Raw genomic sequence first — 13,160 nt, 5'->3', positions numbered from 1 at the left:
CCGCTGACTCAGACGTCGGCGGGACGCGCGTCCCGCGGCACGAGGTGGATCGTTCCGTCAGGAGCGGTCCACCTCGTCGTTCCGGCGCGCGATCGTTCAACGAGCGCACGCGCGTTCGCGCTCGGTCCGAGGCGTTCGGCGAGCAGCTCCAGCGGATCGAGGACCAGGTCGCGCGGGGCGCGCGCGCCGTCCGGGACGACGAACAGGGCGCGCGGCCGGCCACCGAGTTCGAGTCGTTCGGGACGGGCGCAGGGCACGCGGTGCTCGCACAGTCGCGCCTGGTCGATCCAGGCGGCTGCGAGTGCGCGCGCGTCACAGGTCAGCTCGAAGCGGGCACCGAAGGTGCGCACTCGACCGACCCACGCCGCACCCTCGCGCTCGACCGCGCCGCTTGTGCGCAGCCAACGGTCGAGGTCTCGCTCGACCTGCTCCAGTCGTTCGGCGCGCGCAGCGATCCACAGCCTTCGCAGGAGCGCGCGCCGTGCCGTGTGGACCGGCCGCAGGTGATCGGGCAGGGCCGCGTACCAGGCGTGCGCGGCCGCGAGCAACTCGCGCGCGTCGAGCTGTTCGAACAGGACCGAGGCCATGCGCCGCGCGGCCGACTCGATCGAGGCCGGCGTCGGTTCGGCGAGCCTGGCCTTGTGGAAGTCGATCGCCACCAGAGCGCCCGCGCCGTCCACGAGCAGGTTCTTCGGGTGCCAATCCGGTTGGTGGAGCCCGGCGGAGGAGAAGCGCGCGACCAGGCGCGCCGCGTCCTCGACGAGGTCCGTCCGACTCCGCGCCGCCACCGCCGCGTCGGCCGCTTCGTCGAGCACCTGCTCGAGCGTCCGCGTGCCCGCGACCCAGGCGATGCGCGCGCAGGCGGCCCCGGCGCGGCGTTCGAACCCGAGCGGGCGGGGGACCGGGAGGCCGAGCGCGGTCAAGCGCGCGAGGACGTCGAGTTCCCGCCGCGCCCGCCGTCCGTCGCGCCACCGCATGAGCGGCGACGGGTGGCGGAAGGCCTTCACGAGCACGTCGCCCTCGCGCCACACGCGTCGTCCGGGCAGTTCGCGCAGGAGCTCCATCGTCCCGGAGTCTATGCCCGGCGCGCCCGCTCGCGGAACAGGGCTCGCGTCGATCGGCGCCGGGAGCGCGCCACCGCGCCGGCGCTCGCTACCGTCTTGGTCCGTGACGCTGTTCTTCTACCTCCTGCGCGCGCTGGCCACCTCCACGGCCTTCGCGATCGGCGCCCTCGGCTTCGTCGTCTTCCCGGCGGTCGCGGTCTCCGCCGTGCACAAGCTGGGTGGGGTGAGCCTGGGCGCCGTTCTGCGCTACATCCCGATGATCGGGATCCAGCTGACCCCGTACCTGGTCAGCCTCGGCTTCCTGCTGGCCGTCGTGTCCACGTTCGGTCGTCTGGCGTCGGACCGAGAGTGGATCGCACTGCAGATGGCCGGTGTGCACCCCGCGCGGGCACTCGTGCCCGGTGCCGTGGTGGCGGGCGTCCTCGCGGCCGGCACGATCTGGTTGATCGGGACGCTCTCGCCGCAGTGGTCGCTCGAGAAGGACAACTTCCGCGCCAACATGCTGGTCCAGACCCTGCGCAACCTCGCGCCCGGTCGCACCGAGTTCGACATCGGCCGCTTCTACCTCTCCGCACGCGGGCGCGACGGCGCGGCGTTCACCGAGGTCCAGATCCGCGTCCCCAACCCGGACCCGTTGGCGGAGAACGAGATCCTGGCGCTGGTCGCCGACCGCGTGGACATCACGTTCGACGACACGTTCATGTACATGGCCCTCACCGACGTGCGGACGGTCAATCGCACGGAGGCCTACTTCGGTGGGGGCAACGGTGGCCGCATCCCGCTCGACCTGATCTTCCAGCGGCGCGCGAAGGACGAGACGCGCGCCAAGTACCGCACGTCGAGCGGCATGCTGCGCGACATCGCCGACGGAGTGCTCGAGCCGGACATGCGCTCCAAGTACGTCTTCGAGGTGCACCAGCGTTGGTCGCTCGGCGCGACCTACTTCCTGTTCCTGTTGATCGGGATGCCGACCGGCCTGTGGCTGCGGGCCGGCACGCAGCTGACCGCGCTCGGCGCAGCTTCGGTCTACGCCTTCGCCTACTACATCTTCTCGCTGCGACTCGGTCAGTCGCTGGCCGAGAAGGGCGTGCTGCCACCCGAACTCGCTGCCTGGTCCACGACCGGTATCGCGCTCGTCATCGGCGTGTTCATGCAGTGGAGGCTCGCCAAGCGATGAGCGCCGGACGCAGACGCTTGGCTCCGTTCGGCATGCTCGACCGCTACGTCGGGCGCGTCTTCATCGTCGCGTACCTGCTCGCGACGCTCCTCGTCGTGGGCCTGTTCCTCGTCGTGGACCTGGCCGGCAACCTCGACGACTACTTGAAACCCACGAGCGACGGCGAGCCGACGCCGGGCGCGAAGGTGCTGCACTACTACGTCCTGCAGCTGCCGTTCCTGTACCTGCAGGTGGCGCCCTTCGTCACGCTCATCGCGGGGATGTTCACGGTCGCCAAGCTGCAGAAGGCGCGCGAGGTGATCGCGGCGCTGTCGGCCGGAATCAGCGCGCGCCGGCTCCTGGCGCCCGTCTTCATCGGCGGATTCCTGCTGACGATCGGCGTCATCGGGTTGCGGGAAGTGGCCTCGTCGACGATCGGATTCGCCCGTGGCGTTCTGCAGGTCGAACTCGACGAGCACCTGCCCTGGATGGTGCTCGAGGACGTGCGCCTCAAGGACTCCGAGGGCGAGATGATCCAGCTCGAGCGCTTCTGGCCGACCGATCCCGCACTGCGCGCGCAGACGGGACCCTGGGCGCGGCGCGAGCTCCGTGGATCGCGCATCGAAGGCTTCAACGCCGTGCGCGACCGCGACGGGACCTGGCTGAGCTACAGCGCCACGTCGGGCGTGTGGGAGGGCGGCGACGGTGGTTCGGCGTCGGCCGACGGGGCCTGGCGCCTGCTCGAGGGGCGGCTCGTCGAAGTGGGGGCGGCCAGCCAGGACCAGCGCGAACTGCGCGAGCTCGACGGCGCGATGGCGTTCACGCCGCGCGACGCGTGGGTGGCCTGGAAGGGGCGCAACAACCCGCTCGACCTCTCCTACTCGGAGGCCGTGAGCCTGGCAGACCGCGACCCCGAGAACATCCAGTACCGCACGCTGCGCTACTACCTGTTGAGCTTCCCCCTGGCCAACGTCGTCCTGTTGATGGTCGGCCTGCCGTTCCTCCTCAACTACGAGCGCGGTCGCGGCACGAACGGGATGATCGTCGGCTTCCTTCTGTGCGTGGTGTACTTCGCCACCGACTTCGTGACCCTCAACCTGGGCATGCAGGGTCAGATCGGACCGGTCTTCGCCTGTGGGCTGCCGGCGGTGGTGTTCGGCAGTCTGGGGCTGGTGTTGACGGGCTCGATGCGCACCTAGGGGCTCGATCCGGGGGGGCGAACCTGGATCGCGCGATGGGACCGTGAGCCGGTGGAGCGGAGCCCAGCGCCCCCGACGGCGGGTCCGAGCGGCCCGAGACGCCTCTTCGTGCTTGGGTCGGGGCGGGTGCTCCCGGACAATCGCCCCGCGCTGCCCCGCCCGGCGCCGGTCGTCGGAAAGACAGCGCCGTCCGCCGCGTCGGGACCTCGCCCGCACCACGTCTCCCATGAATGCACCCATGTCCGTCCTCGGCTCGCTCCGACGCCCCGGCACCTCGCCGCGCCTCCTCGTGACGGGGCTCTTCGCCCTCGGCCTCCTCGGCGGCTGCCGCGCGACTCCCGACACCGATCGCACCGTCGAGGAGCTGTTCGGGCGCGGAGAGTATCGGGCGGCCTACCACCTGGCGGCCCAGCGCTCCGAGGAGTCCCCGGACGACGCCGAGGCCGCCGCACTGACCGAGCGCGCGCGCGTCGCCTACTGGCTCGACCGCGGCCGCGAGCTCGTCTTCGCCGACAGGTTGCTGGAGGCCAAGGAGATCTTCACCGCGCTCGAGTCGGACGGCGCGGCCCCCGAGTTGGTCGAGGCCTGGCTCGACAAGTGCAACCGGATGTTGGCCGTCACGCGGCGGAGCGAGGCCTGGACGGCCGAACTCGACGGCGACTACGACGGGGCCGCCGAGCTCTACCGCGAGGCCGTGGCGCTCTGGCCGAGGGACGAGTTCGCCGCCGACGGACTCGAGCGCATCGAGATGCTCGCCGCTTGGCGGAACGCGCGCGGACGCGAGTACTACAACAACGGCATCCGCGACCTGCGCAACCGGCGCATGGCCGAGTCGCTGCGCAGCTTCCGCGCGGCCGTCGACCTGCTCGCGCAGGACCCGAGCGCCCTGCAGCGCGCCGAGGAAGTGCTGACCATGCAGGCGGAGGAGCGCATCCAGCTCGCCGACCAACTGCTCGACGAAGGGCTCTACCACGCCGCCGCCGCCGAGTACCGGTACGCGAAGATCCTGCTCGACGATCTGGACGGCGTCGACGCGAAGATCGCGAGCGCCGACCTCGAGGTCGAGGTGCTGGACGGACTGGGCGCGGCCGATCGGATGCTGCGCCACGGCCAACCGGACGAGTCGATCGCACTGCTCGAGGATCTGGCCGAACGGACGGTCCTCCAGGGAGCGAAGGTGGGCGTGGCTCTCGACGCCGCTCGCGAAGCGCGACTCGAGTCGCTCTACGAGACCGCGCTCGAGCTCGAGCGCGACTTCCACTTCGAAGAGGCCATCGACGCCTACGCCTACGTCATCTCGGAGGCCGGTGGCTTCTACAAGGACGCGATCTCGCGCAAGCGGACCCTTGGCAGCTACGTCGACCTCGCCACCGAGCTCTACGCCGAGTTCGCGGATGCGAGCGACGACGAGGCTCGTCTCGACGCCCTTCACAAGATCGAGCTCTTCTGGCCGACGTACCGCGACGTTCCCGCGCGCGTCGCCGAGCTCGAGGCCGCGCAGGCCCAGGGCTAGTCGGTCACCGCGTCCGCGATGCGCATGGGCGCGATGCGCTCGAGGCACTCGCGTCCGCCCGGTCGCGCGCACGTTCGCGACAGGCACGGCCGGCACTCGAGGTCCGGATCGGCCACCAGGGCGCGGTGCGTGGATCCGGCGCGATCGGGCGGTGGCCACGCGCCCGTGCGGCGCCAGTCGTAGGGACCGGCGAGCGTCACGCAGCGCAGGCCGACGGCGGCCGCCAGGTGCAGTGGCCCGCTGTCGGCGGAGACGAAGCGCGCGTCGCGTTCGGCCGCGGCCGCGAGCCAGGACGCGAAACTGCGCAACGTCTCGGGCTCGCCCGCCAGCGCTCCGAAGGGCGCGGCGTCCCGGTGGTCGTCGGCGCCGATCGCGAGCGTGCCCGCCGCCCGCCGCGCTTCGTCGCACAGGGCCTTCGCGCGCGCCAGTTCGCGCGGCGCCGAGGTCACGATCGTCGGCACACGGCGCCGGTGCAGTTCCACCAACGCGGCGACGAGCGAGGCGTCGGGCGGGGTGCGCACGTCGGTCGCCGGCGAGACCTGGACGATCGCGGGCGGACGCAGGGCCGGATCGTCGAGGCGCGGCACCAACTGCGCCAGCCGCGCTCGGCCGGCGCGGAGCTCGTCCGCGGAGAGTCCCGGGTCGCGGCGCACGTCGAACGCGCTCCCGCACACTTCGCGCGCCAGGTGCAGGACGCGGTCCTGGGCGTGCTCGAGCGGCCCGGCGGCGGCGGCCACGCTCGCGGTCATGAGGCGCGCGGCGCTCGGCTCGCGCCACAGGTCGCGCGGCAGCGACAGGCGCTGCGGTGCACCGCTCGCGCGCGCGACCGCGGCACTCTTCCAGTTCGTCTGCGCGTCGAGCGCGAGGTCGGGTCGGAAGCCGCGCAGCGCGCGCGTCAACCGGATCCACGCGCGCCAGCCGCCGTCGCGATCGAACTCGATCGTGCGCTCGAGACCTTCGAGCCCGGCGAGGAGCGGAGCGAAGGCCGGTTGGATCGCCCACGCGATCCGCGCCGCGGGGAAGCGCTCGCGCACGGCGTGGAAGAGCGGCAGGGTCTGGACCACGTCGCCCAGGTGCGACAGGCGGACGATCAGGATGCGTTCGGGGTCGGCCACGTGGGCGCAGGGTACCCGCCGCGTCCCGGGCGTTCGTAGGATGCGCGCTCCGATGCTGCGCAGCCTGTCCAACAAGCTGCTCCTGGCGGTGGTGCTCGCGGTCGCGCTGCCCTTCGCCGGGTTCGCGCTGTTCCTCGACCACGAGATCACCGATCGCCTCGCGCTCGAGTTCGCACGTGCGACCCTGCGCGGCCTGGCGACCGATCTCGCGGCGGGGGTCGATCGTGAAGTCGACGAACGGGTGGGCGATCTCGAGTCGTGGGCGCGCGAGCCCCTGGCCGGCTGGGCACTCGGCGAGGGGGCCTTCGAACTGGACGGCGCGCTCCCCGCGGTCGACGCCGCGGCGTTCGAACAACTGACGGGCGGTGCCGGTTCGTTCCGCGAGGTGTACGAAGGCGTCCTCGACGGCTACCTCGAGCGCAAGCAGCGCTTCGACCTGATCGCGTTGCTCGACGAGCGCGGTGTGCCGCTCGTGGTGGGGCAGCGCGGCGCGGCGGAGCGACGATCCGAGACGATCGCCGCGCTGACGCTCGAGCAGTTCCACAGGCAGCCTTGGTTCACCGAGGCGCTCGCGGGCGGCGTCGGACGCATCGGACAGGGGCGTTTCGACTCGTGGCTGGGGCGCACGGAGAGCGACGAGCCACCTCGGTACCACGTCGGCCTCGCCGTGCAGGTTCGAGCGCGCACGGGCGAACAGGGCGTACTGCTCGCGCTCGTCAACTGGTCGGCCTTCGAGTCGTTGATCGAAGCGCCGCTCGTGAAGGACGCCTTCCGCGGCTTCGTCAGCGGTGGAGCGACGCCGTCGCCGTACGCGTGGATCTGGGGCACCGACGGCGACACGATCATCGCGCACCGCGACCGCACGCTGTACGGCGAACACGTCTCGGGCCCGCGCGTCGGACTGCCCGGAATGGTCGAGGACGTGCTCGCGGACGACGTCGGTGGGCTCTATCGCCCTTACACCTTCAACGGCGTGCGCAAGAACGCAGCGTTCGCCTGGACGGCGGGGCGCGACGAGGGCGGTTTCGGCTGGGTCGTGGGCGTGGGCATCGACAACGCCGACGTGGAGCGGGCGACGCGCGGCGTGTCGGCCATCCTGGTGCGCGGCACGATCGCCGTCCTGGTCGTCGTCGTGGCCTGGGCCGTCATGATCGCGCGTCGCACCGTGGCACCGATCCGCGCGCTCGAGCGCCACACCCAGCGCGTGGCCGAAGGCGACCTGGACGCGCGCATTCGCATCGACACGGGCGACGAGGTGGCGCAGCTGGCGCGCGCGTTCAACCGCATGACGGCCGAGCTGTCGGTGCAGAGCGAGCGGCTCGTGAAGGCCGAGAAGGACGCCGCCTGGCGTGAGATGGCCCGTCAGATCGCGCACGACCTGAAGAATCCGCTCACGCCGATCCAGCTCTCGCTCGACCTCGAGGCGCGCGCGCGCAGCGAAGAGGATCCGCGCGCCGATGCGATCGCCGCGCGCAGCCTCGACATGATCCGCCGTCAGGTCGAGCACCTGCGCGAGATCGCCACGGGGTTCTACGAGTTCACCGGCGGCGCCAAGCCCGTCCCGCGCGACTTCGACCTGTCCGAGCTGGTGCGCGAGATCGTCGAGCTCTACGCCGACCACGCGACCGAACTGGGGATCTCGATCGACCTCGAGACGGAACCGGCGCCGGTGCACGCCGACCGCGCCAAACTGCGGCGAGCGGTCACGAACCTGATCTCGAACGGCCTCGAGGCCATGCCCGACGGCGGTCCCTTGACCGTGCGCTGCGGGCCGGCGGACGGACCTGCGGGTCGCTGCTCGCGCCTCGACGTGACGGACCGCGGAGTGGGACTCTCTCCGCAGGCCCAGGCGCGCCTCTTCGAGCCCTACTTCACGAGCAAGTCGGGCGGCACGGGACTCGGTCTGGCCATCGCGCGGCGCGTGGTCGACGAGGCCGGGGGAGAACTCTCACTGGTCGAGAGGCCCGCGGAGGAGGGGACCGGATGTCGGGCGCGTCTCGATCTCCCACTCGCGGCGAAACGCGGGACCGACGGGGATTCCTAGGCGAGGGTCGAGCCCTCCTGACTCCGTAGACTCGGGCCCTCGAAATGCAACTTCGAGGTCCGTCTGCAGCGAGCTCCCCCGCCCGCACACGCGATCCGTCGGCGCTCGGGCCGACCACTGGCTCGGTCTTGTCACCGCGTCCCCGCCGCCCGAACCGCCTCCACTTGGAACCCGACCCATCGTGAACACCGTGTCCGCCACTTCGACCCAAGCACCGTCCGCGCGCACCTTCGCCGCTGGCTTCGCCCGCGCTGCCGCCCTCCTCGCCCTCGCCTCCCAGGCGAACGGCGTCGCCCTCGCCCAGGGCGGCGGGAGCGGAGCGCCCACCATCGAGCCGCCGTCCTGCACCGTGTCCGTCGATCCGGGCGAGGCGACGTCCTTCCAGGCGGTCGTCAAGGTGCCCGGAATCCCGGTCGCTCCCAAGGCGGACATCTACTTCCTGGCCGACACGACCGGCAGCATGACGCCCGTGCTCGACGCGCTGAAGCAGAACGTCGGTGCGCTCGCGACGTCGCTGTTCTCCATCCCCGGCGCCGACCTGCGCATCGGTGTCGGTGCGTACCGCGACTTCCCGCTGCAGCCGCAGAACCAGTACGCGTTCGAGCACCGTCAGTCGATGACGAACGACCTCGGACTGATCCAGAGCGCGGTCGACTCGTGGGTCGCCCAGTTCGGTGGCGACCAGGCCGAAGCGGGCTTCTACGCGCTCGAGATGCTCGCGACCCAGCCGCCCGCGAACTTCGGTTGGCGCGACAACACCCAGCGCATCATCGTCTGGTTCGGCGACGCTCCTTCGCACGATCCGGTCTGCAAGCAGTTGACCGGTCTGTCCGAGGACATCACGGAAGCCTCGGTCATCGCGGCCCTCGCCGGTGCGGGCGTCGGTGGCACGCGCGTCATCGCGATCTCGGCGCCGACCAACCTGCCGATGGGTCTCAACGACAACCCGACGGGCGCGAACGCCACGGGCTACTCGTCGCTGTGTCCGACCATCCTGGGCACCGTCGGTCAGGCCGGACGCATCACCAGCGCATCGGGCGGCATCGACACGATGATCACCATGGCGGGGGACATCGCCCAGGCCATCGAGGACACGCTCACCACGGTCCTGCTCGAGACCACCGTCGAGTTGAAGGCCGAGGGCGAGATCGTTCCCTACATCACCGGCATCTCGCCCGGCGCGACGACCGTCGTGCTGCCCGACGATCCGAACGAGTTCGTCGAGATCACCTTCACGATCGACGTCCTGGGCGGCGCCTGTGTCGAGAACTCGGCGTCGTACCAGGGCGGCCTGCGCGTCTGCCTCGGCGGCGCGTCGACCGACACGGTCAAGCAGGTCACGATCGAGCAGAACCAGTGCTTCAACGTCTGCCTGTGGGCGCTGGGCTTCGAGACCGTGGAACTCGAGGTCGGCAGCGACCTGCCCGGGGCCACCGACCGCGCCTACGTGGTGCCGACCTACGTCTACCCGGTGTTGATGGACTCGATCCCGAACCTGTGGATCCCCGACGAGCCCTCGCTCGTCGGAATCGACGTCTACTCGCAGATCGTCATGTACAACCCGCACGACTTCCCGGGTGACCCGCTGAAGGTGTCCAACGCGATCTGCTACACGCTGGGCGGCGGGACGAAGAAGTTCGGACAGAGCAGCGGCATCCACCAGTTCGCGACCGCGCCGCCCGCGATCGGAACGAACCTGGGGATGGGCTTCTACATCGAGTGATCGCGGCCGACGCGAATGCTCCCGCGGGTCCGCTGGCGTAGGATCGCCACGTGGACCCGCAGGCACAGATCGACTGGATCGTGGCGCGCCGCGACCTCCTCGGCTCGCTCGGGGTGGTCGCGGCCGCCGTGTGTGGGTGGCTGCTCGCGCGCAGGCGGGGAGTCGGGGTGGGGCGCCGGTTCCAGATCGCGAGTCCGCCGGAGCGCCTGACGCCCTGGCTCCTCGCCGGCCTCGCGTTCTGCCTCGCGGCCCTGTGTGCGGTGCTGCGTCCGCCCGAGGCGGCGGTCCACGACGAGTTCAGCTACCTGCTCGCCGCCGACACGTTCGCGCACGGACGGCTGACCAATCCGACGCCGCCGTCGCCCGCGCACTTCGAGACGTTCCACGTCATCGTCGAGCCGACCTACGCCTCGAAGTACCCGCCCGCCCAAGGTCTGGTGCTCGCGCTGGGGCAGGTGCTGTTCGGCCACCCGGTGGCCGGGTTGTGGATCAGCGCGGCGCTCTTCGCGGCGGCTCTGTGGTGGGCCCTGCGCGCGCGCCTCTCGAGCGGTTGGTCGCTCGTGTGGAGCGTGCTCGCGATCGCCCGCTTCGCCTCGTCCGGCTACTGGGCCCAGTCCTTCTGGGGCGGCCTGGTGGCGGCGACCGGTGGCGCGTTGGCCCTGGGCGGCGCGTTGCGTCTCGCCCGCGCGGTGCGACCCGTCGACGCTCTGGCCCTGGGCGTGGGCAGCGGCGTGCTGGCCCTGTCGCGACCCTTCGAGGGCTTCGCGCTGTGCGCCGCGCTGCACCTGTTCGTCGCTGTGCGTTGGTGGCGCGATCGCAGCGCACGTCCGTCCGTGCGTGTCGCCCTGCGAAGCGTCGCGCCCTGGGCCGTCGCGCTGGTCGTGGCCGTCGGATTCCTCGCGCGCTACAACGCGGCCGTCACCGGTGATCCGCTCGCCCTTCCGTACCAGGTGCACGAGGATCGCTACGCGGCGGCGCCGAACTTCATCGTGCAGTCGGCGCTCGAACGTCCGACCTACGAGCACCCGGAGCTCGAGCGGCTGTGGACCGGTTGGACGCTCGCGGTCTGGGAGCACCGCCACGAAGCTGGCGTTCTCGCCGTCCTGCCCGAGAAGATCGAGCACTACGGCGCCTTCTACGTCGGCTGGGTCTGGCTGCCGTTCCTCGTGGTCGGTCTGCTCGCGGCGGGAGCCGGGCCGGGGCGTTGGCTGCTCGCCGTCGGGCTGGCGGCACTGGCGCTCGAGTCCTTCGACAACGAACACTACGCGGCGCCCTTCACCGCGGTGGTGATCCTCGTGTGTGCGTCGGGAGCCTCTGCTCTCGCGAACGCGCCGAGCATCGGCCTGCGGTCGGCAGCGCGCTTCGCCGCGGCCGCGGTCCTCGTGGTCACGGTGGCACAGAGCGTGGTCCAGCTGCAGGCCTGGCGCCCGACCTGGCCCGAGCGACGCAACGAACTCATCAGCGATCTGACCGCGCTCGACGGTCGCGACGTGGTCTTCGTCCGCACCGACCACTCCGGCCTCTCGCCGGACGAGCGCCGCCACTGGGAGAACGTCGACTGGGTGTTCGGCGGTGCCGACCCGCTGGGTGCACAGGTGCTCTTCGTGCGCGACCTCGGAACCCGGCGCAACACCGAGCTGCTCGAGTCGCTGGGGCCGCGCAGGAGCTGGCGCCTGTGCTTGCCCGCCGCGCTCGCGAACGATCGGGTGCTCGACGCGCTCGAACCCGGACCCTGACCGAGGAGCCCTCCGGCCCGAGGTCCGGTCGGGGGGCGGCTGCGACGGACGGTGCCCTGCATCGAGCTCCGCTTCCGGCCCGCTCGGGGGCTAGACTTCGAGCCCCCCCCATGCCTGGCCCGACCGAATCCGACCCCCTCAGCGGCGGACCCGCGATCCCTCCCGCGGACGCGAGCACGAGCCCCGCCCGCATCGCGATCGTCGGTGGTGGGGTGACGGGCCTGTCGACGGCGCTGTTGGCCCGACGCGCCGGACTGGAGGTGGACGTGTACGAGGCTCTGCCGCACTCGGGCGGGCTGGCGGGCTGCTTCGGCGTCGGATCGTTCCTGTTCGACTTCGGTCCGCACGAACTCGTCACCGACAACGCCGAGCTGCTCGAACTCCTGAAGGAACTGTGCGGCGACGACCTGCTCCAGGTCCGCAAGCGCTCGGCCCAGTACTTCCAGGACCGTTTCATCGCCTATCCGTTCAAGCTCGCCGACCTGCTGCAGAAGGTTCGCAAGCGTTTCCTCGTTCGCGCCCTCGCCGATGCCGCGGCGGCACGACTGCGCGGACTGACGCGGCGGCGCCCTCCCGCGAACCTCGAGGAGTGGGTGCGTGGTCACTTCGGCGACACGCTCTTCGACTTCTACTTCGGGCCGTACACGCGCAAGGTGTGGGGCCTCTCGCCGTCGCTCCTGGACGCGCGGACCGCGTCGCAACGCATCGCTTCCGACTCGATCGTGGCGCTGGCGGTGAAGTCCCTGAAGCTGCAGCTCTTCGGAAAGGAGGAGTTCGAGGAGACGCACGACGAGCAGCGGCACAACTTCCACTACGTCCGCGGAGGGATGGGGGAGCTCGGGAACGCCATGGCGCGCGAGTTCGAACGCCTCGGTGGTCGCATCCACCTCGGCCAGCGCCTGCTCGGCGTGGAACTCGACGGCAGCGGCGAGCGCGCGACCGAGCTGCGGTTCGAGGACGGAACGACCGCGCGCGACTTCGACTACCTGGTCTCGACCATCTCGCTGCCCGAGTTCTTCCCGCTCGTCCGCCCGCGGTCACCGCTCGTCGCGTCGCACGTTTCGCGACTCGGGTTCCGAGGCATGGTGTTCTGCTTCGTCGGCTTCGATCGCCCGCAGGTCCTGGACCACCACTGGGTCTACTTCCCCGGCGTGGAGATTCCGTTCCAGCGCGTCACCGACTTCGGCCACTTCAACGCGGGGATGGCGCCGGCGGGCCGGACGGGCCTCACCTTCGAACTGTCGTCGAATCCCGGCGAGCGCTTCTGGGAGATGCCCGACGAACGCATCCTCGAGCTCTGCACGGACGAGTTGGAGCGCCTGAAACTCGCCAGTCGAGACGAGGTCGTCGAGTGGAAGGTCGTGCGGGTCCGGCGCGCCTACCCGATGCAGGTCAACGGCTACGCCGAGATCGTGGAGGAGGTGCTCGACGACCTGTCGCGCGTCACCAACGTCGTGCCGCTCGGTCGTCAGGGCATCTTCCGCTACTGCAACACCGACGAGTGCATCGAGATGTCGCTCGACGTGGTCCCGCGGATGGTGGCGCGCGAGCAGTCGATCCGCTTCCAGCGAGCGAGCACCTGGGCCGGCGTCGGCACCCAGAGCTGAGGC

The 13,160-nt window shown here is 71.1% G+C and carries 9 protein-coding genes; 7 read left to right on the top strand and 2 right to left on the bottom strand.

The genetic code is table 11. The features are described 5' to 3' along the window. Positions 1-8: 8 nt before the first annotated feature. Positions 9-1,064, bottom strand: coding sequence for a lipopolysaccharide kinase InaA family protein (locus Pla163_RS13190; protein ID WP_145189168.1), 1,056 nt, complete (start codon positions 1,062-1,064; stop codon positions 9-11). 103 nt (positions 1,065-1,167) lie between these two features. On the opposite strand from Pla163_RS13190, the gene Pla163_RS13185 reads away from it, so the two are divergent. From Pla163_RS13185 to Pla163_RS13175, 3 genes are all read left to right on the top strand, one after another. Further along, positions 1,168-2,241, top strand: coding sequence for an LptF/LptG family permease (locus Pla163_RS13185; RefSeq protein ID WP_419185919.1), 1,074 nt, complete (start codon positions 1,168-1,170; stop codon positions 2,239-2,241). Positions 2,242-2,273: 32 nt separating this feature from the next. Beyond that, positions 2,274-3,419 (top strand): LptF/LptG family permease, encoded by a 1,146-nt coding sequence (locus Pla163_RS13180; RefSeq protein ID WP_419185918.1) that lies wholly within the window; start codon positions 2,274-2,276, stop codon positions 3,417-3,419. Between the two features lie 226 nt (positions 3,420-3,645). Next, a complete protein-coding gene (locus tag Pla163_RS13175) occupies positions 3,646-4,932 on the top strand; it encodes a tetratricopeptide repeat protein (RefSeq protein ID WP_145189158.1) in 1,287 nt (428 codons plus the stop codon). Here the strand turns inward: Pla163_RS13175 and Pla163_RS13170 are convergent. Then, positions 4,929-6,047 carry a glycosyltransferase family 9 protein gene (locus tag Pla163_RS13170; RefSeq protein WP_419185917.1) on the bottom strand — a complete coding sequence of 373 codons (1,119 nt, stop codon included), beginning with the start codon at positions 6,045-6,047 and terminating at the stop codon, positions 4,929-4,931. The genes Pla163_RS13175 and Pla163_RS13170 overlap by 4 nt on opposite strands. A 52-nt stretch (positions 6,048-6,099) precedes the next feature. On the opposite strand from Pla163_RS13170, the gene Pla163_RS13165 reads away from it, so the two are divergent. From Pla163_RS13165 to Pla163_RS13150, 4 genes are all read left to right on the top strand, one after another. Further along, positions 6,100-8,091 (top strand): sensor histidine kinase, encoded by a 1,992-nt coding sequence (locus Pla163_RS13165; RefSeq protein WP_145189152.1) that lies wholly within the window; start codon positions 6,100-6,102, stop codon positions 8,089-8,091. A 181-nt stretch (positions 8,092-8,272) separates the two neighbouring features. Further along, positions 8,273-9,814 (top strand): vWA domain-containing protein, encoded by a 1,542-nt coding sequence (locus Pla163_RS13160; RefSeq protein WP_145189149.1) that lies wholly within the window; start codon positions 8,273-8,275, stop codon positions 9,812-9,814. A gap of 50 nt (positions 9,815-9,864) precedes the next feature. Further along, on the top strand, positions 9,865-11,550 hold the full coding sequence (locus Pla163_RS13155) for a hypothetical protein (RefSeq protein ID WP_145189146.1): 1,686 nt from the start codon (positions 9,865-9,867) through the stop codon (positions 11,548-11,550). A 110-nt stretch (positions 11,551-11,660) separates the two neighbouring features. After that, positions 11,661-13,157: an FAD-dependent oxidoreductase gene (locus Pla163_RS13150; RefSeq protein ID WP_145189142.1), complete on the top strand. Its 1,497-nt coding sequence runs from the start codon at positions 11,661-11,663 to the stop codon at positions 13,155-13,157. The last annotated feature ends 3 nt before the right edge of the window (positions 13,158-13,160 follow it).

The sequence above is a fragment of the Rohdeia mirabilis genome (assembly GCA_007750655.1).
GTDB lineage: Bacteria > Planctomycetota > UBA1135 > UBA1135.
The sequence above is the reverse complement of the archived record's forward strand: the minus strand, read 5'-3'. Positions and strand labels throughout refer to the sequence as shown.